Here is a 22,733-nt window from a genome sequence, read left to right on the forward strand (position 1 = left end):
AGGAATTGCTTTCCGGACGGATTTATTGACTAATTAAAAAAACTTATTTATTAAAATGCTCACATTCTTCCCCGGTCAGCAACCGGGATTGAATAAGAAATCGTTTTCCCAACGGGATTTCAAGGGAAAAACTGGAGCCTCTGCCATCGGTCAAATCTACCGTGAGATGCGTGTGTTTCCAATATTCAAACTGGTCGCGGCTCATATAAAAAGGCACTCCGGCTACTTCGCCCAAAAAAATATCATTATCGTCTATATAAAAATCTTCTTTGGGCAGCAACATTGGCGAAGAACCATCGCAGCAACCTCCGCTCAAATGGAAAATTACATCTCCATGCTGATGCTTCAGTTGCCGGACAATTTCTTCAGCTTCCTTTGTTATTTCAACTCTTTTTAAACTCATATTGCTGCTTAAAAGAATCCCAGTTTATTTTTATCGTAAGAGATCAACATGTTTTTTGTTTGTCGGTAATGATTTAACATCATCAAGTGGTTTTCCCTTCCGAAACCCGATTTTTTATATCCGCCAAAAGGAGCGTGTGCAGGATAATCGTGATAACAATTCACCCAAACCCGTCCGGCTTTAATGGCTCTCGGAATTTGATAAAGTTGATGCGCATCTCTTGTCCAAACCCCGGCACCCAAACCATACATAGTATCGTTGGCAATTTCTATAGCTTCGGCTTCATCTTTAAAAGTACAAACTGAAAGCACCGGTCCAAAAATCTCTTCCTGGAAAATCCGCATTTTATTATGCCCTTTAAAAATCGTTGGCTGAATATAGAAACCTTTTTCCAGGTCTCCTTTTAATTTTTTAACGCCGCCGCCGCACAACACTTCGGCGCCTTCTTCTTTCCCGATCTTAATGTAGGAAAGGATCTTTTCCTGTTGATCGTTAGAGGCCTGGGCACCCATCATTGTAGTCATTTCAAATGGATCTCCCATAACAATGGCTTCTGTTCTTTCAACTACCCGTTTGATAAAGGCATCGTAAATATCCTCCTGAATCAGCAATCTGGTTGGAGCGGTACAAACTTCGCCCTGGTTGAAAGCAAACAGCACGGCTCCTTCAATACATTTATCCAAGAACGCATCGTCGTGATCCATAATGCTGTTAAAAAATATATTCGGGGATTTTCCGCCCAATTCCATAGTTACGGGATTCAGGTTTTTGGATGCGTACTGCATAATTAATTGTCCGGTGGTGGTTTCGCCGGTGAAGGCAACTTTGTCCACAAGAGGACTTGATGCAAGAGGTTTTCCCACTTCAGGACCAAAACCGTGCATTACATTAAACACTCCGGGTGGCAATAAATGGGCGATTTTTTCTGCTAAAAATGTCGCCGAAGTCGGGGTTTGTTCCGCAGGTTTTAAAATCACACAGTTTCCCGCAGCAAGCGCGCCGGCAACTTTCCATGCCAACATAAGCAATGGGAAATTCCAGGGAATAATTTGTGCAACAACCCCAAGAGGTTCCCGAATGATAAGTGAAAGGGTGTTTTCATTGAGTTCAGTGGCGGAGCCTTCTTCGGCACGGATCACTGATGCAAAATATCTGAAATGATCAACAGCCAAAGGCACATCGGCATTCACCGTTTCCCGGATTGCTTTCCCGTTATCTGCCGTTTCCATTTCAGCAAATTCCTTTGCATTTTCCTGAATAACATCGGCAATTTGCTGTAAAATTGAAGCTCTTTCAGCAACAGATGTTTTTCCCCAGGCATCCTTCGCCTTATTTGCAGCAGCCAGTACCAGTTTCACATCTTTTTCGTTGGAACGCGGGTACTTCGCAAGCAGTTTATTATTTACCGGGGAATGATTTTCGAAGTATTGACCATCAACAGGATCAACAAATTTCCCGTCGATAAAATTGCCGTATTTCTCCTTAAATTTAGGTTTTGAATAATTCATAGTGTTTTTTTAATTTAATTGATTGTAAAATACTATATTTAATCATATAAAAACTTGAACATTCCTGCATTTTACTATGACAAAACTACTCAATTAATAAAAATTCTATACTTTGAATGCTAATTTATTAAAACACGAAAACAGCCGTAAACTCAATACGCTTATTGAGAATAGGACGATTTACAGCGCAGATTATGCTGAACTGAATGTTTTTGAAACTCATATAATTTCCGAAAAAGTAGATCTGCAATTTGGCTTCCCCGTAATTGCAAGTATGCTTAGCGGAAAAAAAATAATGCACCTGAAAAACAAAGAAGCATTCGAGTTTTTTCCGGGGGAATCGGTAGTGCTTCAGGCAAATGAAAAGATGACAATCGATTTTCCAATTGCCGCAGCCAATAGCCCAACACGTTGTTTAGCTCTGGGAATATCTCCTGATAAAATAAAGGAAACGGTTGAACTTTTTAACGAAAATACCCGGACAGAATTTGAAAATGATATTCATAATTTTGAGGAGAGTTCCATTCATTTAAATAACAATGAACAGGTTCAGTTTATTTTGGACAGGATTTTTACTACTTTTTTAGGAAGCAATAAGGCCAAAGATGCTTTGGTAGACCTTATGGTTAAAGAATTAATTATAAGATTATTACAAACCAGGGCAAAATCTATGTTGGTTGACAATTCAATTCTTTTTGACAATAACAGGATGGCATTTATTGTAAAATATCTGCGTGAGCATTTAACAGAAAATATCAGTGTAAATAAACTGGCAGATAAGGCTTGTATGAGCACTTCCAATTTTCACAGAATCTTCAAAAATACCATAGGCGAGAGCCCAATTGATTTTTTAAACGGAGAGCGCATTAAATTCGCAAAAAATCTCATAGAGAATACATCCGCCAGATTTACGGACATCGCTGCTAAAGTAGGATTTAATAATACCAGCTATTTTAACCGGCAATTTAAACGCATTGAAAAAATAACACCTAATCAATATAGGAACATGGCAAGGATGAAAAGTGAAGGGTAATTGATGAAAACCAGGAGACTTTAGAGGAATTAGTTGTAGTCGTATTTATTAGCAGACCTCACAGGTTTTTAAAACCTGTGAGGTCTTAACTTCTAATCACCAATATAGGTGTTAATATTAATAGATCTCGATTCCGCAGTTTCATAAAAGAAAGGATAAGACAGGCGTGGGTAAAATTACAACAGGTAAGGTTCTGACTTTCAGTGAAGAACCACTAAATTATTTAAACTGGATATCGGAAATTTTATAAACAGGGACAGGTGTGTTTAAATTTTTCTGCGATATTTGTGACCTATGAATTAATAATTTTTAAATCAGAATATTGTGTGCGGAATTGTATGTGCGTTTGAATTAAAGGAATCTTCTGAAACACTAAGGCCCCAACTGTTGAGCATGGCAAAATGCCTGCGTCACCGTGGCCCGGACTGGAGCGGGATCTATAGCAATGAAAAAGCCATTTTGGCTCATGAGCGACTGGCGATTGTGGATCCTACCTCCGGAAAACAACCTTTGTTAAGCGAAGATAAAAATTTGGTCTTGTCTGCCAATGGCGAAATATATAATCATCAGGCGTTGCGGAAGCAGTTTGAGGGAAAATATAACTTTCAAACCAAGTCCGATTGTGAAGTAATCCTTGCCTTATATAAGGAAAAAGGAACAAAATTTCTGGATGAGCTCAACGGCATTTTCGGCTTTGCATTGTATGATGTGGAAAAGGATGAATATCTCATTGCCCGCGATCACATGGGGATCATTCCGCTATACATAGGCTGGGACCAGAACGGAACTTTTTATGTTGCTTCCGAATTAAAAGCACTTGAAGGACATTGTACCAAAATAGAACTATTTCCGCCCGGGCACTATTTGTCCAGTAAGGAAGAAGGATATCAGAAATGGTATAAACGGGACTGGATGGATCATGAGAATGTGAAGGACAACGAGGCCAGCATTGCTGAATTGCGGGAAGCGCTGGAAGCAGCTGTACACCGTCAGTTGATGAGTGATGTGCCTTATGGGGTTTTGCTTTCAGGCGGACTTGATTCCTCAATTACTTCAGCATTGGCAAAAAAATATTCAGATAAACGAATTGAAAGCGGGGATACCGATGCCGCCTGGTGGCCAAGATTACACTCTTTTGCAACCGGGCTGGAAGGCTCGCCAGATCTTGCTGCGGCAAGAAAAGTGGCCGAATATCTGGACACGGTGCATCACGAGATAAAATTTACGATTCAGGAAGGTATTGATGCTATTAAAGATGTTATTTATCAGCTGGAAACCTATGATGTAACCACCATAAGGGCTTCTACTCCTATGTATTTAATGGCGCGTGCTATTAAAGCGATGGGAATAAAAATGGTGCTTTCAGGAGAAGGTGCCGACGAGATCTTTGGCGGATATTTATATTTTCATAAAGCACCTAATGCAAAAGAATTTCACGAAGAAACCGTGAGAAAACTCGATAAGTTGCATCAATATGACTGCCTGAGGGCAAATAAATCCCTTGCTGCCTGGGGAATTGAAGGGAGAGTTCCTTTTCTTGATAAGGAATTTATGGATGTTGCCATGAGGCTAAATCCGCAGGAGAAAATGATCAACGGGGAGCGCATGGAAAAATGGATCTTGCGAAAAGCTTTTGAAGATTACCTTCCGGCCAGTGTGGCCTGGAGACAAAAAGAGCAGTTTTCAGATGGGGTTGGTTATAGCTGGATCGATACTTTAAAAGAGATGGTTAATACCCAGGTGAGCGATGAACAATTAAAAAATGCTCATTTCAAATTCCCTGTTCAGCCACCAAGAAGCAAGGAAGAATTTTTTTACAGATCGATTTTTACTGAGCATTTCCCCAGCGATGCCGCGGCGCTTTCTGTTCCTTCGGTAGCTTCGGTTGCCTGCAGTACGCCAACAGCTTTAGAGTGGGATGAGTCTTTCAGGAATTTGAATGATCCTTCGGGAAGGGCAGTGGCAAACGTGCACTCTGAAGCTTATAAAAAAGATGAAAAAGCCGAAGCTTTAAAAGCGGAGTAATATCAGAACATTCAAATTACAAACCTCACAGCACTGAAAGTCCAGGCTTGTGAGGTTTTTTTATACGCCAAAATGTAAAAAAGCATCTTCCAAATGTTCTATTTTGGTGCCGCTTTTGTTTTTAATAATGCCCATAATATCAAACCGCACCTGAACATCCAAATTATGATCGGTTACAAAATGATCCACCGCTTTTACCATGCGCTGAATTTGTTTTGCTTTTAAAAATTCCTGTGGACTTCCAAAATCAGGAGTGCTTCTCGTTTTTACTTCGATTATAGCCAGCACATTTACTTTTCGCGCGATGATGTCTACTTCAGCTTTTTGATATTTGAAGTTTCTGGCTACGATTTTATATCCTTTCTTCAGAAGAAATGCAACCGCAAGATCCTCTCCTTTTTTACCGAGTTCGTTATGTGCCGCCATATTTCGCTTTTATGGATCATTTTTCAGTTAGGGAGGAACCATTAAAATTACTTAATGTTCAGCATTACAGGTGTGGGGGATATTACTGATATTTGAGCGCTTGTTTGGTTTAGTTTTTAAAGATCAGGGTTTGCACTTTAAGATTTAAAGCTGCTATTTCTTCCGCAGAAGCTTTAATGATATGATCTCCGTAAAACGCTCCGGGTATATTTCTGGCTTCTAGAAATACAAAAAGACCGCTGTTTTCAAATTTCCCGTCATTCCAATCTACTGCGCCGCTGTAGTCCCATCCAAATCCATAGAAGTAGACTTGTTTGCCGTTTAGCTTGTTTAATTGGTTAAAAGTGGTTCCAATTCCAATTCCGGTGGAGGATTTCCAGTTTCCTTTATCGGTAAACCGGATATCGTTTATTTCTGTGCGCTCTAAATCTTTCCAGGTTATTTCCAAATGGTTGGGAGTATTGGGGAATAAAATGCAATAAGGCCGTTCTTCTGTTCCTTCTTCATAAATTCCTATTGCTTCCTTTATATCGGCATCCGGGTAGCGGGTTTTTATCTCTTCGGAAGTTAATTTTACAAGATCTTCAATCACAAATCTGTCGGCAGGGATGGCTAAAGGTTGGTTAGCAGTTTTACAGGATGCCAGGCTCAACACTGTGAGCAGGAGGAATAATTTTTTCATTGGTTAAGTTTGGATAAAAATAGACAGAATTCCCATACAGAAACTGTCTTTTACAAGATTTTAACTTGTACTATTTAGTAGTTGCTTACCTTTACGGACTAAAAAAATTTCAGGAATAAATGAGCACTTTTCAACAAAGATATACCATTACAGCAGCATTGCCTTATACAAACGGCCCTATACACATTGGACATTTAGCAGGTGTGTACGTTCCGGCCGATATTTATGCGCGGTTTTTAAGAATGCAGGGAAATGATGTGGCTTTTGTATGCGGAAGCGATGAGCACGGAGCAGCTATCCCGATGAAAGCCAAAAAAGAAGGAATTTCTCCACAAAAACTCATAGATAAATACCACAGCATTATTAAGAAGTCTTTTGTTGATTTTGGGGTGTCCTTCGATAATTATTCCAGAACTTCAGCTAAGATTCATCACGAAACAGCTTCTGAAATCTTCAGAAAATTATATGAAGACGGAAAGTTTATTGAAGAAACTACCCAGCAGCTTTATGATGCCGAGGCCGACCAGTTTCTTGCCGATCGTTTTGTAACCGGAACCTGTCCCAAATGCGGAAATGAAGAAGCTTATGGAGACCAATGTGAAAGCTGTGGCTCTTCCCTTAATGCAACCGATCTTATCAATCCGAAATCGGCCATTTCTGGTGCAGTGCCTACAATGAAGGAAACCAGGCATTGGTTTTTGCCTTTGGATCAATATGAAGATTGGCTGAAGGAATGGATCCTGGTGGGGCACAAAAAGGACTGGAAAGTAAATGTTTACGGGCAGGTGAAATCTTGGATCGATGACGGCTTGAAACCCCGTGCAGTAACGCGTGACCTGGATTGGGGAATTCCCGTACCGGTTGAAGGTGCAGAAGGGAAGGTGCTTTATGTATGGTTTGATGCTCCCATTGGCTATATCTCTTCTACAAAAGAATGGGCAGAACGGGAAGGAAAGAATTGGGAGGATTACTGGAAAGCAAAAGATACCAAACTGATACATTTTATAGGAAAGGATAACATCGTTTTTCATTGTGTTATTTTTCCCATCATTTTAAAGGCAGAAGGAAGTTATATTTTGCCGGAAAATGTTCCTGCAAATGAATTTTTAAACCTGGAAGGAAAGAAGCTTTCCACTTCCAAAAATTGGGCGGTTTGGTTGCACGAATACCTTGAAGATTTTCCTGGCCAGCAGGATGTGCTGAGGTATGTTTTAACAGCCAACGCTCCGGAAACCAAGGACAACGATTTTACCTGGAAGGATTTTCAGGCCAGGAACAACAATGAACTGGTGGCCGTTTTTGGGAATTTTATCAATCGAGTAGTGGTGCTTACAGATAAGTATTACGAAGGCGAAGTTCCTTCCCCCGGAATTTATTCTGAAGTGGATGAACAAACCCTTGCCACTTTAAGAGCATATCCTGCAGTAATTGCAAGCTCTATTCAGAAATACAGATTCCGCGAGGCACAGGGAGAATTGATGAACCTGGCCAGACTTGGAAATAAATACCTTGCAGATGAAGAGCCGTGGAAAGTTATTAAAAGCGATGAGGAACGCGTGAAAACCGTTATGTATGTAGCTTTGCAAATAGCTTCAGCCCTTGCAACCTTAAGCGAACCGTTTTTGCCCTTCACTTCAGCAAAATTGAAAAAAATATTGAATATGGAACAGGAAAGTGTTCCTTCTCCGGGAAAAGAAGCAATCTTATGGGATGAGATCTCAACCAAAGAAGCCTTGCTTTCATCCGGACATAAAATAGGAAAAGCCGAATTGCTTTTCAGCAAAATAGAGGAAGAACAAATTCAGGAACAATTGGAAAAACTGGAAGCTACCAAAGCCGCTAACAAAGCAGAAAATAAAAAACTGGAACCACAAAAAGAGACCGCAACATTCGAAGATTTCTCTAAAATGGATCTGCGTACAGGTACCATTGTGGAAGCCACAAAGATGCCAAAAGCCAATAAGCTGCTTGTATTGAAAATTGATACAGGATTGGATATTAGAACCATCGTTTCCGGAATCGCAGAAAGTTTTAAACCGGAAGATATCATAGGTAAAAAAGTAACCGTTATGGTTAACCTTGCTCCCAGAAAATTACGCGGAGTAGAAAGTCAGGGAATGATCCTGATGACCGAAGATGCCAAGGGGAAACTGGTGTTTTTGAATCCTGATACCGATGGGGTTGAGAATGGGACGGTGATTTCTTAGCAAGAAGTTCTCGACGCAGCCTGTCCTGAGCGAAGTCGAAGGGCTCGAACTGACAGCAATGGTCACCCCGAGCGCAGTCGAGGGGTTGGTAGGTCATCTAAATTATTCTTATGAAGCGCTACTATGTTTACATACTCGAATGTTCAGATGAACTGCTATATACTGGTATCAACAATAATATAGAGCGAAGATTGACGGAACATAATTCAGGATTAAACAAACGTAGTTTTACTCATAAAAGAAGGCCGGTAACTTTAAAATTCCACCAGGAATTCATTGATGTCAATCAGGCAATTTATTTTGAAAAAAAGATAAAAAGATGGAGTGCCCAAAAGAAAAGAGCTTTAATTGAGGGAGATTTTGATATGTTACAGATTCTGGCTGAATGCAGAAATGCAACTCATAATAAATATAAACCTGAAGATGAGTAGGTTCATTGGTTCTCGTCTGCGCTCGAACTGACAGCAAAGTCACCCTGAGCGCAGTCGAAGGGTCATTCGAATGCAGGACTTTCATTAAAGCAACCAGTTCTCGACTCAGCCTGTCCTCCGCGAAGGCGAAGGCTCAAATTGACAGAACTGGCTCTAAAAAAAATAATGCTCAAAATCGCCTACCATCCAATTTACAAACATCCTTTACCAGAAGGGCATCGTTTTCCAATGGAAAAATATGAGCTGCTTCCAAAACAACTGCTTCATGAAGGAAGTTGTACCGAAGACAATTTTTTTATGCCGGGAATGCCGGAAGAAGATTTTATCCTCGCGGTGCATGATGAAACTTATTTCCGGGCATTACAGGATTTAAGTCTGGATAAGAGGGCAGGGAGAAAAATTGGTTTTCCGCTTTCGGAAGCTTTGGTAAAACGGGAGCAAATCATTGCCGATGGAACCATAAAAGCCAGTGAATTTGCCCTGCAACATGGAATTGCGATGAATATCGCCGGCGGAACCCATCACGCCTACACAAATCATGGGGAAGCATTTTGTTTGTTAAACGATCAGGCAATCGCGGCCAGATACCTTCAGAAAAAAAAGCTGGCTGAAAAAATTCTTATTGTCGATCTGGATGTGCACCAGGGAAATGGTACGGCAGAAATATTTGAAGGTGATCCTTCGGTCTTTACCTTCTCGATGCATGGAAAGAACAACTATCCCTTTAAAAAGGAATTATCAAATCTGGATATTGAATTGCCAGATGGTACCGGGGATATAGAATATCTGGATATTCTAAAAAACACACTGCCTGATTTAATAAATGATCACGCACCCGATTTTATCTTTTATTTAAGCGGGGTAGATATCTTATCCACCGATAAACTTGGAAAGCTGGGCTGTTCTGTAGCAGGATGTAAAGAGCGAGACAGGTTTGTGCTTCAAACCTGTAAAGACCATAAAATTCCTGTGGAAGTGAGTATGGGTGGAGGGTATTCTCCGGATATTAAAACTATTATTGAAGCTCATGCGAACACCTATAGAATGGCACAGGAGATCTATTTTTAACCCTCATTGAGGGTTTAACCCGCCTGACGCACAAACAGGTTTCCGTGATGCCAGCCCTTTCTAATAGACCGGGATTTCATCTAAATAGTGGAGATTTCTACCTTCGAAATAGCTCGTGTGCTTGTCACGAAATAATTAATTTTCTACTTAGCGAAGAAATTCTCAAAAATTAAGTACTCCGGAAAAAGAGTTTTCCGGAGTACTTAGTGACTGTCCCTTTTAATGGAAAGCCTGGATAGAATAAGCATATGAGCTTATTTTCCCATTAACAGCAACTCATTACAGACGATTTCTGTAATGTAGCGTTTGTGGCCTTCCTTATCCTCATAACTTCTGGAGGTAAGTTTTCCTTCAACTCCCACTTCTTTTCCTTTCGGAACATAATTTTCGATAAGTTCAGCGGTTTTGCCCCAGGCAATAATATTGTGCCATTGGGTGTCTGTGATCTTTTCGCCTTTGGAGTTTTTGTAAGACTCATTGGTTGCGATGGAGAATTTTGCCAGCTTTTTACCGGATTCAAGATTCAGGATTTCAGGCTCGTTTCCTACGTGGCCAATCAGTTGAACTTTGTTTCTTAAAGTGCTCATAACGATAGAATTTATTGCAGTTGAAAATCATTGGTTCATTTCAACAGTACAAACTTAGAGCAGGAACTTAGCCTTAGTCGGTTGTGAAGGGTTTGTTTTCGTTTACTTTCGTTTGTAAGCGTTTGTTGTCGGCTAAAGTGTTGATGATTCGGGTTATTATGTCCTCGTTTTAAACACAAAACACTAAAAAGCGACTTTTTAAACCTCCATGTTTTATATATCGCTGTTTAATGATTAATATCACACAGCTTTCAGTTAAATTATTAGATGAAATTCATTATTTTAGTGTCTTTTATATGTTGAGGTTAAACCTAAAGATTTGCTTTCCCAGATGCAGATTTGATTCGAAAAATTGGTTAGACACTAATAAAAAATATCCCCGAACTATACTTAATCTATAACCTTATGGCAAGCCCAAAAGGTATGATTTGGAAAATACTTTTAAAATCGAGGCAGGCGGGTTAAACTTTCAATGAGGGATTAAAATGAGAATGGAACAAAAGAAACAAATATCCGGGGAAGCATGGCATTCGATGGAAGATTCCGGGATCTTCGATAAGTTAAACGTGTCAAAAGGCGGCCTTTCCCCTGAAGAGGTGAAATCCAGGCGTGAAAACTACGGGGAGAATAAACTTCCGGAAGGCAAGAAAGTTACCCTGTTGGAAATCATCCTTCATCAGTTGCTAAATCCGCTTATATATATTCTTATCGCTGCTGCAATTGCGTCTGTTGCAATTGGGGAAGCTAAAGATGCAATTTTTATTTTTCTTGTGATTGTCATCAACACTGCAATTGGTGCGTACCAGGAATATACTGCTGAAAAAAGCGCTACCACATTGCAAAAACTTTTAAGATTTAAGGCAAATGTGCGAAGGGAGGGAAAACAACTGTCTATACCTTCTGAAGAGCTGGTTCCGGGGGATGTGGTTTTACTGGAATCTGGAATTAAGGTTCCGGCCGATATTCGGCTTATCGAATCGTCGGGACTTGAAATGGATGAAAGTCTCTTAACGGGAGAATCGGTATCGGTAAAAAAGAAGTCTGGAACCCTTGCTGAAAACCTTGGAATTGCAGAACGAACAAATATGGCATTTGCTGGTTCCACCGTGCTTTACGGACGTGGCTGGGGTGTGGTTGTTTCCACAGGTTTAGAAACCGAAGTTGGAAAGATTTCCATGCATGTTACAGAGTCCGAGTCGGCTAAGCCTCCACTGGTGCAGCGTATGGAGAAATTCATTCAGCAAATCGGCATCCTTATAATCGTGCTCAGTTTAATCATTGGGGTTATGCTTTATTTGCAGGGATCAGGCCTAATGGATATTTTCTTTTTTGTGGTTGCCCTGGCAGTTTCTGCAATTCCTGAAGGTTTACCAGTAGCACTTACGGTTGCCCTGTCTATTGCTGCCAAACGCATGGCAAAACGCAATGTGATTGTACGCAAACTCAACTCGGTTGAAAGTCTTGGCAGTTGCACCGTTATAGCAAGTGATAAAACAGGGACGCTCACAGTGAACGAACAAACTGCCAAAAGAGTGATTTTACCGGACGGGAGTATTTTTAACATAGAAGGAGAAGGCTATAACGGAGATGGTAAAGTTTTTAGGGAAAATGAACCGGAGAGGGAAATATCTTTTTCCGAAAACAGGGAGCTCCAGAAAATTTGCAGAATTGCTGTTTGTGCCAATGAGGCCAGCCTGACTAAAGAAAATGACAAATGGGTTCACAATGGTGATTCCATGGATGTCGCTTTATTGGGGATGAGCTACAAGTTTGGTTTAAATCCCGTTTCCGCTGAAGAAGATCAAGCTGATTTAATTCCTTACGAATCGGAAAGAAAATTTTCCGCAGCATTCTGTAAAAATTCCAATATCGATTTAAAAGGTGCTGTGGAAACCGTTCTTGATTTTTGTGATACCATGTCTATTGATGGTTCCCCTGTTGAACTTGACAGGGATTTAATTTTGGAGCAAGCCGATAAATTGGCTAAACAAGGCTATAGGGTTCTTGCATTTGCCAACAGAAAATTTCCCGATTATGAAAAGAAAAAAGATTATAAACCGGAAGATATTCCAACACTCACTTTTTACGGACTTGTAGGCTTTATCGATCCATTGCGCAAGGAGGCCAGGGGATCTGTAGAACAATGCAAGAAGGCAGGAATTAAGGTAATTATGATCACCGGAGATCATCCCTCCACAGCCAAGACACTTGCATGCGAATTGGGAATTGCCAATGAAAATACCAAAGTGATAAATGGGAAAATGCTCCAGGAAGCCAATTCCCCTAATACGAAGGCATATAAAGACCTTGTGGCATCTGCAACGGTATTTGCCCGGGTATCGCCATCGCAAAAACTGGAGATTGTGGATGTTTTAATTGGGGAGGGAGAATTTGTCGCGGTTACCGGAGATGGAGTCAATGATGCTCCCGCTTTAAAGAGGGCAAATATAGGTGTGGCTATGGGTTCAGGAACCGATGTCGCAAAGGAAGTAGGATCTATGATTGTAGTAGACGATAATTTCTCTTCGATTGTAGCCGGGGTAGAAGAAGGGAGGTTTGCATATGACAATGTACGGAAAGTGATTTATCTTCTTATTTCTACCGGAGCAGCAGAAGTAATTCTTTTTATTTGTTCGATCCTGGCCGGTCTTCCCCTTCCCTTGCTCGCCGTGCAATTGCTTTGGCTTAACCTTGTAACTAACGGGATCCAGGATGTTGCCCTTGCTTTTGAGAAAGGAGAGCCCGGCGCCATGAAGCGAAAACCTAGGAGTCCAGCCGAGAAAATTTTTAATCCGTTAATGGTGAAGCAAACCCTGGTTTCCAGCGTTACCATAGGAATTATAGTTTTTGGGTTCTGGTTTTGGCTCAACAACTATACTCAAATGGAAGAATTTCATGCCAGGAATCTCATTTTGCTTTTAATGGTATTCATGCAAAACTTTCATGTTTTCAATTGCCGTTCCGAAAGGGTTTCCACCTTTAAAATTCCCCTAACAAGAAATGTGCTCCTGGTATTTGGAGTGCTTATCGCCCAGGGGATACACGTGTTGAGCATGCAAATTCCATTTATGCAAAACATTCTTAGGATTGAACCTATTACAGTAAGTGAATGGTTTTATATTCTGCTGTTGGCCGTTCCCATAATTTTGGTAATGGAACTATTTAAACTATTCAATGTCAAAAAGGATAAAAGAGCCAACCCAGTTGAAATAAATTCCCGGAATTGATGTCAGATTTTATATATTACCACAAAATGAAAGGCAGTTGTCTTTCCGCTATAATTTTAGATAAAAATAGAAGAATACTATGTCGTTTAAAAAATTAAATACCCCATTAACAGAAACACTGGAAAGACTGGGTTATGAGAATCCGCTCCCGTTTCAAAAAAAGGTTTTGTCTAAGATAAAAAGCGGAATGAACTTGTTTGGGATTGCTCCTGAAGGAAGTGGAAAAACCACAGCATTAATTATAAGTGTGATTCAAAAACTGGAAAGTGAATCTTTTGAAGATGCTCCACGGGCAATTATTGTCGTAAAGGATAAAGAAGCAGCCCTGGAACTTGAGGATAAATTTAAAACTTTCACAAGGTTTATGGATCTCCGGATATTCAGTGCTTATGATCAACCGGATCTTGACATGCAAAAAGGGGAAATTTATGAGGGAGTTGATATTGTTATTGCCACTCCAAACAAATTATTTAAACTTTTCAAGGCCACAGGAATTAATGTTAGTCAGTTAAAATTATTCATTGTGGACGATGCCGAGTTTCTTCTTAAAAACAGCGCTTATAACGACCTTATTCGTATTCCGCCACATATCACAAAGTGTCAGTATTTGATATTTTCAACTGAATTCAATTCTAAGATCGAACGCCTAAAAGATTCCTTTATGGCACATTCTGAAGAGGTTGTGATGAAATAAAATAGTTAAAATTCGTTCCACTAAAAGCTAATTACTTGAATTATATTTCAGGAGTAAACTGTTTCAGTAATTAATAAACAGAATTATTTCGGAAGGGATTTTAGATAGTGATATCAATTATAAAGTATGAGGCGATTCCACATTTTAATAGTATTAATACTGACTTCTATGACGACTTTAAGCGCACAGGATCTTTCTGTTCATAGATGGGAAAACAGACTTCTTATTCTACTTACAGAAGACACTGAAGACATAAACTATAAGAAACAGTTGGAGGAATTAAGCAATTGCCGCGAGGGTATTACAGACCGGAAACTCATTGTTTATCAGAGTACAAGAGATAATTTCCGGAATGGACAGCTTTCTGAAGGGGAATGGAAAAATTCTCCCGATATTTATAAAAAGTATAAAGGAAACAAACCGGGATTTCAGGTCCTGCTTATTGGTTTGGATGGCGGGGTCAAAATGGATCAAGCAGAAATGATTTCCTGTGAAAAAATTTTCGGCACCATAGATTCTATGCCAATGCGGAAAGCCGAAATGAGAAAAAATAAGGAAGGATAAATTCAATGAAAGCCGCAACTGTAATTCAGCTTAAAAAAGAACTTTCTTATCGTTCTCCTGAAGAATTGCTGGAGATGTGCCTCCGGCTCTCCAAATTCAAAAAGGAGAATAAGGAATTATTAACCTATATGTTATTTGAATCTGCAGATGAAGCCGGGTATATTGAAAGTGTAAAAAATGAGATCGATCTGGAATTTGATGCTATCAATACCAGCAGTTATTATTTTATAAAAAAGAGTGTTAGGAAAATACTTCGGAACATAAAAAAATACAGTCGGTATTCCCAAAAAAAGGAAACCGAAGTAGAATTGCTGATCTATTTTTGTTCAAAATTAAAAACTTTTAAGCCTTCTATCACAAGAAATACTACGCTTCTAAATCTCTATGAGCGCCAATTGGCTTTGGCCGAGAAGATTATTTCCACGCTGCACGAAGACCTGCAATATGATTACAGGTTAGAATTGGAAGATTTGGGGAATTAGTGGAGAGTTTAACCCTTCCGTCTTAATCGGTTGAAAAATTCTGGTTAAATAGAAATATTTTAGTGCCGATTAATTCTCCTTCCCTTTCATGGGAAGGACCTTTTGATTTTTCTTAATAAAAAAGTTCCCCCTCCTTCCCAAGGAGAGGTGGACCACTCGCGGCCCGGAGTGGTTAAACACGAAACTTATCTTTTATAGCTCTCAAAACATATTCTAAATTCTCAAACACCATCTTATTTTCAAATCTCAATACCTTAAACCCCATTCCCTCTAAAATTTCATTCCGCTTTCTATCTTTTTCCTCTGCCAAAGCATTTAAATGAACCTGACCATCCAATTCAATAATCAACATTTCGGAAGCACAATAGAAATCAACTATAAAATTATTAATACTATGCTGCCGCCTGAATTTTCTCCCTTCCAGTTTCTTGCCTTTTTACTCATTCCAAAAAAAGCTTCTACGGGAGTCAACTTGCTCCTCAATTCTTCCATTTCAAGGGAAGAAGCTTTTTATTTAAATATACCAAAATTATTAAAAGCTCCCCTCCTTCCCAAAAAGGGGTGGCCGAAGGCCGGGGAGGTTCGAATTACAATTATCTCTTTAAATCCAAAGCTGAAATGGAGTTTGTACTATTTTAACCATTTTTAAACTTTTTTCCTATCTTTAAGAGATGCAGGAAGCTTGTACAGAATGTGGAGAAAAAATTGTTGGCAGGATCGATAAGAAGTTCTGTGGGGACTACTGTCGCAATTCTTATAATAATAAGATGAATAAGGACCGGAATAACCTTGTTCGCAATGTAAATAACCGCCTTCGCAAGAATTACAGAATCCTGGAAGAATTAAACCCTGCAGATAAAACAAGAACCAGCAGGACGAAGCTGCTGGCTAAAGGTTTTAGTTTCGATTATTTCACAAGCATCTACACCACAAAATCCGGCACCATATATTATTTTATTTACGACCAGGGCTATTTACCATTGGAAGGTGATTATTACGCATTAGTAAAACGGACTTAACTATGCCAGTTTTGGCTACGTAATTTAAGTGCTGCGCAAAGAATATCTTTTCTGCTTATTTGTCCAATTAATTTTCCGTTTTCAATAATAGGGAACCTTCTGCAATTGTGTTTGTAAAATAAAGAGGCACAATCAAAAATGCTTACATTTTTATCTATAGTTGGAACATTGGTTTCCATGTACTGTTCAATCTGCATATCTCCAATAGGCATGTTATAATACCTGCTCTCTGATATTTGTTTCATACAATCCCCGTCCGAAATGATTCCCAGCAGCTCATTGTTTTCATTGACCACCGGTGCCCCGGAAATCTTATTTTTAATAAGAGTTTCCATAACCTCCACTACATATTGATCTTTTCTAAAAGTGATAAGATTTTCGCTCATATAATCCTTTACCTGAATGGGAGCACTTTGAATTTTCTCCGGCTCCGCTCTTTTTCCTTCAAAACTTTTAATTCCCATGGTGCTAACTTTTTGATTATTAATCTTTTGAATATAATGAAAATTTTCGAGTCTTAGAAGATGTGCATAAATTTATTTTATTAAGCTTAACTTATTTATCTTTAAACCTTAATAGTTTCTCTATTTTATGCTGAAAAAATTATCCCCCTTATTTATCATCCTGATCCTCATTTTTTGCACCTGGTTTATTTTTTATTCCAGTATGCCCGGAAAAGAAACTACCCGGGAAATCCCTGGAACCGAATTTTCTACTGAACGCGCATTCCAGCACATACAAAACATCGCACAAACTCCACATTATGTAGGGAGTAGTGCGCATAGCAGGGTTCGAAATTACATAGTGAACGAATTGCAGGAACTGGGGCTGGAGGTTCAAATGCAGGAAGGTTACAGCCTTAATAATGAAGGTGTGATTACCCGCCCTCAAAATATACTTGCCAGAATTCCTGGCAGCGAGTCGGGAAGCGCCCTGCTTTTAATGTCTCACTATGACAGTGCAGGACATTCCTCTCCCGGAGCTGCAGATGCCGCCAGTGGAGTGGCAACAATTTTGGAGGGGATCCGGGCATTTCTTGAAAAGGGCGAATCCAACAAAAATGAGATCCTACTGTTATTTACCGATGCTGAAGAATTAGGATTGAACGGTGCCGATCTTTTTGTTAAGGAACACCCCTGGGCAAAAAATGTGGAATTGGCCATAAATTTTGAAGCTCGCGGGAGCGGAGGGAATTCCTTTATGCTCCTGGAAACCAATTCCGGAAATGCAGCACTTATTCGTGAATTCGTAAAAGCCAATCCCAAATATCCGGTTACAAATTCCCTGGCCTACAGTGTCTATAAAATGCTTCCAAATGATACCGATCTCACCGTTTTAAGAGAACAGGCCAATATAAATGGTTACAATTTTGCGTTTATAGACGATCATTTTGATTACCACACCGCGAGGGATATTCCTGAGAATCTTGATAGAAAAACCCTGGCGCACCAGGGGAGTTATTTAATGCCGCTTCTTGATTATTTCAAGGACGCCAATATTTCAGAACTGGACTCTGAAGAAGACCTTATCTATTTCAGTCTGCCTTTTGGTGAGATAATCAGTTATTCTTTCTCGTATATTTTTCCGATGTTGATCCTTTGTTTCATCCTTTTCTTTCTGGTTTTAGGCTATGGGGTATTTAGCAAAAAACACTTTTTGAGATCGGCAGTAAAAGGAATAATCCCATTTTCTATAAGTTTGCTTGGATCTGGAATTTTGACCTATTTACTCTGGAAATTCTGCCTTATGATCTATCCCGAATATTCCGAAATGGAACACGGGTTTACCTACAACGGGTATTATTATATTGCAGCAGTAATCTTCCTAACCCTCAGCATTAATCTTTTCACATATCATAAATTCGACTCTCAGGATAAGAAAGCAGGTTACCTGGTATTTCCACTGTTTTTCTGGATGTTAATCTGCCTTCTACTTGCATTTTTTCTTAAGGGAGCGGCATATTTTATCTTGCCTGCATTTTTTGCGATTTTGCAATTATGGATAATGATTCGTCAAAAACGACCAAACCTGTTTTTAATGTTTCTGTTAAGTTTGCCGGCACTGGTTATTCTATTGCCATTTATTGCCACTTTTCCAGTGGCGTTGGGATTAAAAATACTTTTTGTAACTGCTATACTCAGCACTTTTTTATTCCTGTTTTTTCTTCCCGTTTTCGGGTATTTTAAGCTAAAAAAAGCCCTGGCATTACTTTGTTTTTTAATATTTAACGTGCTGTTCATTACCGCACATTTTAAATCTTCTTTTTCAGAAGAACGACCGAAACCCAACAGTCTTGTTTATCTTTTTAATGCAGATACAAGCGAGGCAAGCTGGAATTCATATGATCTCATGGTCGATTTTTGGACATCAGAATTCTTTGGAGAAGATCCTATAATTATCCCTTCTTCTGAAGAGGCTTTTCAAAGCAAGTATGGATCAAACTTCACCTTTAAAGCCAAAGCACCACTCAATAATATCCCTGAACCGGGCGTTGTTTTTGAAAAACTGAATTCGGAGGATAGCCTTGATAAAACAAGCCGTTATTCCCTGAAAATTGCTCCAAACCGAAAAATCAACCGGATGGAACTCTATGCAGACAGAAAAGTGGATTTTGAAGAATTTAGGGTAAATGGTTTAACGGCAGATTCGATTGATCTTGGGGCAAATTCATTTCACATTTTCACCAAACGATGGCACAACAGGTTGCTCATCTATCATGCTGCAAACAGGGATACCTTAAACATTGAATTTGTGGTTAAGGAAGAAAAACTGCCGGAATTCATTTTATATGAATCCAGTTACGATCTTTTGGAAAACCCGGAGTTTGATATTCCGGAACGCAAAAAAGCTATGATCCCAAGACCTTTTGTAGTTAATGATGCAGTAATCATAAGGAAAACCATCAGGTTGGATTAACTTTATTAAAAAATCCTTCATATTATAGAAGGAAGAAAAATATATGAAGATATCACTATTAGGTTGCGGTTGGCTGGGATTGCCATTGTCTAAAAAATTGCTGGAGGAAGGCCATATAATAAAAGGATCTACCACCAGTATGGAGAAGCTCAGTAAGCTCTCTGAAGCGGGGCTTATTCCTTACAGGATTAAGTTGTTCGCGGAAGGAGTTCAGGGCGACCTTAGTGCCTTTCTGGAAGATTCCGAATTGTTAATTATAGATATTCCCCCGGGATTAAGAAGTGATCCTGAAGCAAATTTTATTGGAAAAATAGGAAGGCTGAAAGATTTTATTGAAAAATCCAGCATAAAAAGGGTGCTTTTTGTCAGCGCCACTTCTGTGTATGAAGACACTGAAGAATTTCCTGTTTATACTGAAGAAGATTCCTCCAACGGAACGGCTGAAAATTCCCTTCAGTTAAAATCGGCTGAAAATGAGTTAAAAAACAGTGAACATTACGAAGCCACGATAGTCCGGTTTGGTGGTTTGTTTGGTCCGGACAGGCATCCTGTAAATTATTTATCTGGCAAAAAAAATGTAAAAGATCCAAAAGCGCCGGTAAATTTGATCCATCTGGAGGATTGTATTGGCATTATTTCTAAGATAATTGAGAAAGAAGCCTGGGGCATTACGTTTAATGCGGTTTATCCAGAGCATCCCACAAAGGCAGCTTATTATACCAGAATTGCGGAGGAGAAAAATCTTGGAATCCCCGAATTTGATCTTGAGATGGTTTCAAAAGGGAAGCGTATAGAATCTGTAACTTTAGAAGAGGTGTTGGATTATTCTTTTCAACAGGGTATTTATTGAAGATTTAATCAGTAATGTCCGGTAAAGAGTCAAGATCGTTCCGCCTTCGGCGTAACTGCAAGAACCAATAAAAAAGACTTGATTTTAATTAACTGATAAACATTTAAGAACACTTTAATGATCGGTATATTTTAAAAAGCATGGTCTGTTTTTAAAAATCTCCTTGGAATGCCAAAGGAGATGTGGTTGCAGCTTTCAAAAAAATCTTTATCGGGCAACAATGAAGTTTAATCAGATTTTCTGCGAGGGATAGCAGCGGCAGCTTCCAATGCCCGAAGGGGATTGGAACTACAGCGAATAGCCCGACCGCCACGCTTTTGGGCGTGGGGGACGCAGCCTGAAAATAAAAAAGGGCCAACATTGCTGCGGCCCTTCTAAAAATTCTTATTTCCTTTTTACCAGATCAATACCCTGTTTGATGGTGCTATGTACATTTTATCTCCTTCCTTAATATCAAAAGCCTGGTAAAAAGCCTCGATATTTTGAAGTGGCACATATGCGCGGTACATCCCCGGAGAGTGTGGATCTGTCTTGATCCTGTTTCTTAAAGCTTCTTCCCTCATCTTGGTTCGCCATACGGTCGCCCAGGACATAAAGAAACGTTGCTCTGGCGAAAACTCATCGATCTCACCTGGATTTCCATGTTCCTTCAGGTGAATTTGCAGTCCGTCGTAGGCGGCATTAACACCTCCAAGATCTCCAATGTTCTCCCCTAAAGTGAATTTTCCATTGATGTAAACGCTATCCAATACTTCGATAGCACTATATTGATCGGCAAGAGCGCCTCCCAGTTTTTCAAATTCGGTAAGGTCATTTTCACCCCACCAGTTGTTAAGGTTTCCTTCAGCGTCAAAACGGGATCCGCTATCATCGAATCCATGCGAGATCTCGTGACCAATTACAGCACCAATTCCGCCATAATTTACCGCAGCATCTGCTTTATAATCGTAAAATGGAGGTTGCAGGATAGCTGCAGGGAACACGATCTCGTTGTAACTTGGGTTGTAATATGCATTTACAGTTTGCGGTGCCATGTACCATTCATTCTTATCTACCGGCTCGCCAAGTTTCGCCATGGTTTCCTTTACGTTCCATTTTGCGGCGTTCATCATATTCTGGAAAAAAGATCCGTTTTCATCTCCGGGAGCGGCGATTTCCAATTCGCTGTAATCCTTCCACTCATCTGGATAACCCACTTTTATTCTTGTAGTTCCCAGTTTTTCGATTGCTTTGGTCTTGGTACTGTCACTCATCCAGCTTAGGTTATTGATTCTTACCTCGTATGCCTTGATGATATTTGCGATCATTTCCTGAGCTTTTTCCTTTGCTTCCGGAGGGAAGTTTTCTTCCACATATAATTTTCCTAAAGCTTCGCCCAGGGTTCCGTTTACAGTTCCTAAAGCACGTTCATTAAGCGGACGTTGTTCTTTTGCACCCTGTAAAGTCTGGCTGTAAAATTCCCAACTTGCTCTTTCAATTTCCGTACTTAAAGCATTGGAGGCATCGTTTAAGAGACTCCATCGTAAATAGTCTTTCCAGGCAACAACATTTTTCCCGGAAAAGGTTTTTTGCAACTGCTGCATATATTTTGGCTGAGCTACAATGACGGTATCTATTTTAGATGCGCCAATTGCGTCAAAATAAGCTTTCCAGTTTAATGCAGGAACCTGCTTTTGAAGTTCAGCTACCGCCATTGGATTGTACTGTTTTCGTGCATCTCTACGTTCTACTTTATCAAGCTGAGGTTGTGCAAGGCTGGTTTCAAATGCAAGAATACTTTCGGCACTTTTAGAAGCTTCTTCCTGGGAATCTCCCAAATACTGAAGCATTCTTGTGAGGTGTGCTTTATATTTTTCGCGGGTTTCTTTTGAATTTGAATCGTCCTGGATATAATAATCACGATCTGGCAAACCTAAACCTGAAGGATATAAATAAGCAGCATTTTTGTTGCTGTCTTTGGCATCCGCGCGTACGGTAAATCTAAAAAATCCTGCACCTCCGTATTCCTGCATTTCTGTAAGATAGGCCTGAAGTTCCTCTTTATTCCCGATAGCTTCAATTTTCGCAAGGTAGTCCTTTAAAGGAGCGACACCTTTTTCATTTCGGGACACGGTGTCCATAATACTTTTGTAAAGATATACCGCTTTTGCCTGATCGCTGGAAGCATCCAGCTCCTTGTTATTTGAAGCTTTTTCCAGAAGGCTTAAAGCCGCGGCATCGGTATTTTTCCGGAGTTCATTAAAGCTACCCCAGGTAGTATATTCATCGGGAATTTCGGTAGAATCTACCCAAACTCCGTTTACATATCTAAAAAAATCTTGTTTAGGACTTACAGTGGTATCCATAAAAGCAAGATTGATCCCGCGGGCTTCCTCATTCTGCATTTTTTTGTCTTCGCTTTTGCAGCCTGTGGCAACAAATGCTGCAAGCACTGGCAGTAACATAATACTGGTTGTTTTTCTCATAGATTTATTTAATTTATTATTTAGGGTTTTTATCCCTCATTTCATTGAGGGTTGAATATTTAGAGGCCTGATTTTGATGCCTTCGGAAATTTCCGAAAAGATAGCTATTTGATTAGAGAGGAAAGAGATTTTTTAAAGTCTTGTCT

General features: G+C 39.7%; 20 protein-coding genes. 12 read left to right on the forward strand and 8 right to left on the reverse strand.

The window, feature by feature from the left end; genetic code table 11:
- Positions 1 to 43 precede the first annotated feature (43 nt).
- Positions 44 to 403, reverse strand: coding sequence for a DUF779 domain-containing protein (locus ACKGJN_RS03975; RefSeq protein WP_409538132.1), 360 nt, complete (start codon positions 401 to 403; stop codon positions 44 to 46).
- A gap of 8 nt (positions 404 to 411) precedes the next feature.
- Positions 412 to 1,911 (reverse strand): aldehyde dehydrogenase family protein, encoded by a 1,500-nt coding sequence (locus ACKGJN_RS03980; RefSeq protein ID WP_409538134.1) that lies wholly within the window; start codon positions 1,909 to 1,911, stop codon positions 412 to 414.
- A 112-nt stretch (positions 1,912 to 2,023) separates the two neighbouring features.
- Between ACKGJN_RS03980 and ACKGJN_RS03985 the strand changes: the two genes are divergently transcribed.
- Positions 2,024 to 2,944, forward strand: a complete 921-nt coding sequence (locus ACKGJN_RS03985) for an AraC family transcriptional regulator (protein WP_409538135.1) — start codon at positions 2,024 to 2,026, stop codon at positions 2,942 to 2,944.
- Positions 2,945 to 3,268: 324 nt separating this feature from the next.
- Positions 3,269 to 4,969, forward strand: coding sequence for an asparagine synthase B (gene asnB, locus ACKGJN_RS03990; RefSeq protein ID WP_409538136.1), 1,701 nt, complete (start codon positions 3,269 to 3,271; stop codon positions 4,967 to 4,969).
- Between the two features lie 60 nt (positions 4,970 to 5,029).
- On the opposite strand, the gene ACKGJN_RS03995 is transcribed toward asnB, so the two are convergent.
- Together ACKGJN_RS03995 and ACKGJN_RS04000 are read right to left on the reverse strand one after the other, a co-directional pair.
- Complete coding sequence (locus ACKGJN_RS03995) at positions 5,030 to 5,395, reverse strand: YraN family protein (RefSeq protein WP_409538137.1); 366 nt, start codon at positions 5,393 to 5,395, stop codon at positions 5,030 to 5,032.
- A 109-nt stretch (positions 5,396 to 5,504) separates the two neighbouring features.
- The gene (locus ACKGJN_RS04000) at positions 5,505 to 6,077 is read right to left on the reverse strand and encodes a hypothetical protein (RefSeq protein WP_409538138.1); all 573 of its coding nucleotides are present in this window, start codon (positions 6,075 to 6,077) and stop codon (positions 5,505 to 5,507) included.
- A gap of 119 nt (positions 6,078 to 6,196) precedes the next feature.
- Here ACKGJN_RS04000 and metG point away from each other — a divergent pair, with 119 nt between their 5' ends.
- The 3 genes from metG (at position 6,197) to ACKGJN_RS04015 (ending at position 9,783) form a co-directional block, all read left to right on the forward strand.
- Entirely contained in the window at positions 6,197 to 8,284 is a 2,088-nt protein-coding gene (gene metG / locus ACKGJN_RS04005) for a methionine--tRNA ligase (protein WP_409538139.1), read from the forward strand.
- Between the two features lie 110 nt (positions 8,285 to 8,394).
- Entirely contained in the window at positions 8,395 to 8,715 is a 321-nt protein-coding gene (locus ACKGJN_RS04010) for a GIY-YIG nuclease family protein (RefSeq protein WP_409538140.1), read from the forward strand.
- Positions 8,716 to 8,880: 165 nt separating this feature from the next.
- The gene (locus tag ACKGJN_RS04015) at positions 8,881 to 9,783 is read left to right on the forward strand and encodes a histone deacetylase family protein (protein ID WP_409538141.1); all 903 of its coding nucleotides are present in this window, start codon (positions 8,881 to 8,883) and stop codon (positions 9,781 to 9,783) included.
- A 254-nt stretch (positions 9,784 to 10,037) separates the two neighbouring features.
- Here ACKGJN_RS04015 and ACKGJN_RS04020 read toward each other — a convergent pair whose 3' ends face one another.
- The gene (locus ACKGJN_RS04020) at positions 10,038 to 10,370 is read right to left on the reverse strand and encodes a single-stranded DNA-binding protein (RefSeq protein ID WP_409538142.1); all 333 of its coding nucleotides are present in this window, start codon (positions 10,368 to 10,370) and stop codon (positions 10,038 to 10,040) included.
- A 491-nt stretch (positions 10,371 to 10,861) separates the two neighbouring features.
- Here ACKGJN_RS04020 and ACKGJN_RS04025 point away from each other — a divergent pair, with 491 nt between their 5' ends.
- From ACKGJN_RS04025 to ACKGJN_RS04040, 4 genes are all read left to right on the forward strand, one after another.
- Positions 10,862 to 13,597, forward strand: coding sequence for a cation-translocating P-type ATPase (locus tag ACKGJN_RS04025; RefSeq protein ID WP_409538143.1), 2,736 nt, complete (start codon positions 10,862 to 10,864; stop codon positions 13,595 to 13,597).
- A 79-nt stretch (positions 13,598 to 13,676) separates the two neighbouring features.
- Positions 13,677 to 14,291 carry a DEAD/DEAH box helicase gene (locus ACKGJN_RS04030; protein ID WP_409538144.1) on the forward strand — a complete coding sequence of 205 codons (615 nt, stop codon included), beginning with the start codon at positions 13,677 to 13,679 and terminating at the stop codon, positions 14,289 to 14,291.
- 168 nt (positions 14,292 to 14,459) lie between these two features.
- Positions 14,460 to 14,855, forward strand: a complete 396-nt coding sequence (locus tag ACKGJN_RS04035; protein ID WP_409538145.1) for a DUF4174 domain-containing protein — start codon at positions 14,460 to 14,462, stop codon at positions 14,853 to 14,855.
- Positions 14,856 to 14,860: 5 nt separating this feature from the next.
- Positions 14,861 to 15,337 carry a hypothetical protein gene (locus ACKGJN_RS04040; RefSeq protein WP_409538146.1) on the forward strand — a complete coding sequence of 159 codons (477 nt, stop codon included), beginning with the start codon at positions 14,861 to 14,863 and terminating at the stop codon, positions 15,335 to 15,337.
- 172 nt (positions 15,338 to 15,509) lie between these two features.
- Here the strand turns inward: ACKGJN_RS04040 and ACKGJN_RS04045 are convergent, their stop codons facing one another.
- A complete protein-coding gene (locus ACKGJN_RS04045) occupies positions 15,510 to 15,761 on the reverse strand; it encodes an endonuclease domain-containing protein (RefSeq protein WP_409538383.1) in 252 nt (83 codons plus the stop codon).
- Between the two features lie 247 nt (positions 15,762 to 16,008).
- On the opposite strand from ACKGJN_RS04045, the gene ACKGJN_RS04050 reads away from it, so the two are divergent.
- Positions 16,009 to 16,356 carry a hypothetical protein gene (locus tag ACKGJN_RS04050; protein ID WP_409538147.1) on the forward strand — a complete coding sequence of 116 codons (348 nt, stop codon included), beginning with the start codon at positions 16,009 to 16,011 and terminating at the stop codon, positions 16,354 to 16,356.
- Here the strand turns inward: ACKGJN_RS04050 and ACKGJN_RS04055 are convergent.
- A complete protein-coding gene (locus tag ACKGJN_RS04055; RefSeq protein ID WP_409538148.1) occupies positions 16,353 to 16,820 on the reverse strand; it encodes a CBS domain-containing protein in 468 nt (155 codons plus the stop codon). The two genes, ACKGJN_RS04050 and ACKGJN_RS04055, sit on opposite strands and share 4 nt — an antisense overlap.
- Positions 16,821 to 16,947: 127 nt before the next feature.
- On the opposite strand from ACKGJN_RS04055, the gene ACKGJN_RS04060 reads away from it, so the two are divergent.
- Positions 16,948 to 19,272, forward strand: a complete 2,325-nt coding sequence (locus tag ACKGJN_RS04060) for a M20/M25/M40 family metallo-hydrolase (RefSeq protein ID WP_409538149.1) — start codon at positions 16,948 to 16,950, stop codon at positions 19,270 to 19,272.
- 43 nt (positions 19,273 to 19,315) lie between these two features.
- Complete coding sequence (locus tag ACKGJN_RS04065) at positions 19,316 to 20,122, forward strand: Rossmann-fold NAD(P)-binding domain-containing protein (RefSeq protein ID WP_409538150.1); 807 nt, start codon at positions 19,316 to 19,318, stop codon at positions 20,120 to 20,122.
- Positions 20,123 to 20,517: 395 nt separating this feature from the next.
- Here the strand turns inward: ACKGJN_RS04065 and ACKGJN_RS04070 are convergent, their stop codons facing one another.
- The gene (locus ACKGJN_RS04070; RefSeq protein ID WP_409538151.1) at positions 20,518 to 22,587 is read right to left on the reverse strand and encodes a M13 family metallopeptidase; all 2,070 of its coding nucleotides are present in this window, start codon (positions 22,585 to 22,587) and stop codon (positions 20,518 to 20,520) included.
- Positions 22,588 to 22,733 lie beyond the last annotated feature (146 nt).

This window comes from Gillisia xinjiangensis (genome assembly GCF_046298265.1).
GTDB classification, from domain to species: domain Bacteria; phylum Bacteroidota; class Bacteroidia; order Flavobacteriales; family Flavobacteriaceae; genus Gillisia; species Gillisia xinjiangensis.

Coding starts and splice junctions, on each gene's coding strand:
- ACKGJN_RS03975 (WP_409538132.1), bottom strand. CDS start 403: ATGAGTTTAAAAAGAGTTGAAATAACAAAGGAAGCTGAAGAAATTGTC.
- ACKGJN_RS03980 (WP_409538134.1), bottom strand. CDS start 1,911: ATGAATTATTCAAAACCTAAATTTAAGGAGAAATACGGCAATTTTATC.
- ACKGJN_RS03995 (WP_409538137.1), bottom strand. CDS start 5,395: ATGGCGGCACATAACGAACTCGGTAAAAAAGGAGAGGATCTTGCGGTT.
- ACKGJN_RS04000 (WP_409538138.1), bottom strand. CDS start 6,077: ATGAAAAAATTATTCCTCCTGCTCACAGTGTTGAGCCTGGCATCCTGT.
- metG (WP_409538139.1), top strand. CDS start 6,197: ATGAGCACTTTTCAACAAAGATATACCATTACAGCAGCATTGCCTTAT.
- ACKGJN_RS04010 (WP_409538140.1), top strand. CDS start 8,395: ATGAAGCGCTACTATGTTTACATACTCGAATGTTCAGATGAACTGCTA.
- ACKGJN_RS04015 (WP_409538141.1), top strand. CDS start 8,881: ATGCTCAAAATCGCCTACCATCCAATTTACAAACATCCTTTACCAGAA.
- ACKGJN_RS04020 (WP_409538142.1), bottom strand. CDS start 10,370: ATGAGCACTTTAAGAAACAAAGTTCAACTGATTGGCCACGTAGGAAAC.
- ACKGJN_RS04025 (WP_409538143.1), top strand. CDS start 10,862: ATGGAACAAAAGAAACAAATATCCGGGGAAGCATGGCATTCGATGGAA.
- ACKGJN_RS04030 (WP_409538144.1), top strand. CDS start 13,677: ATGTCGTTTAAAAAATTAAATACCCCATTAACAGAAACACTGGAAAGA.
- ACKGJN_RS04035 (WP_409538145.1), top strand. CDS start 14,460: ATGACGACTTTAAGCGCACAGGATCTTTCTGTTCATAGATGGGAAAAC.
- ACKGJN_RS04040 (WP_409538146.1), top strand. CDS start 14,861: ATGAAAGCCGCAACTGTAATTCAGCTTAAAAAAGAACTTTCTTATCGT.
- ACKGJN_RS04050 (WP_409538147.1), top strand. CDS start 16,009: ATGCAGGAAGCTTGTACAGAATGTGGAGAAAAAATTGTTGGCAGGATC.
- ACKGJN_RS04055 (WP_409538148.1), bottom strand. CDS start 16,820: ATGGGAATTAAAAGTTTTGAAGGAAAAAGAGCGGAGCCGGAGAAAATT.
- ACKGJN_RS04060 (WP_409538149.1), top strand. CDS start 16,948: ATGCTGAAAAAATTATCCCCCTTATTTATCATCCTGATCCTCATTTTT.
- ACKGJN_RS04065 (WP_409538150.1), top strand. CDS start 19,316: ATGAAGATATCACTATTAGGTTGCGGTTGGCTGGGATTGCCATTGTCT.
- ACKGJN_RS04070 (WP_409538151.1), bottom strand. CDS start 22,587: ATGAGAAAAACAACCAGTATTATGTTACTGCCAGTGCTTGCAGCATTT.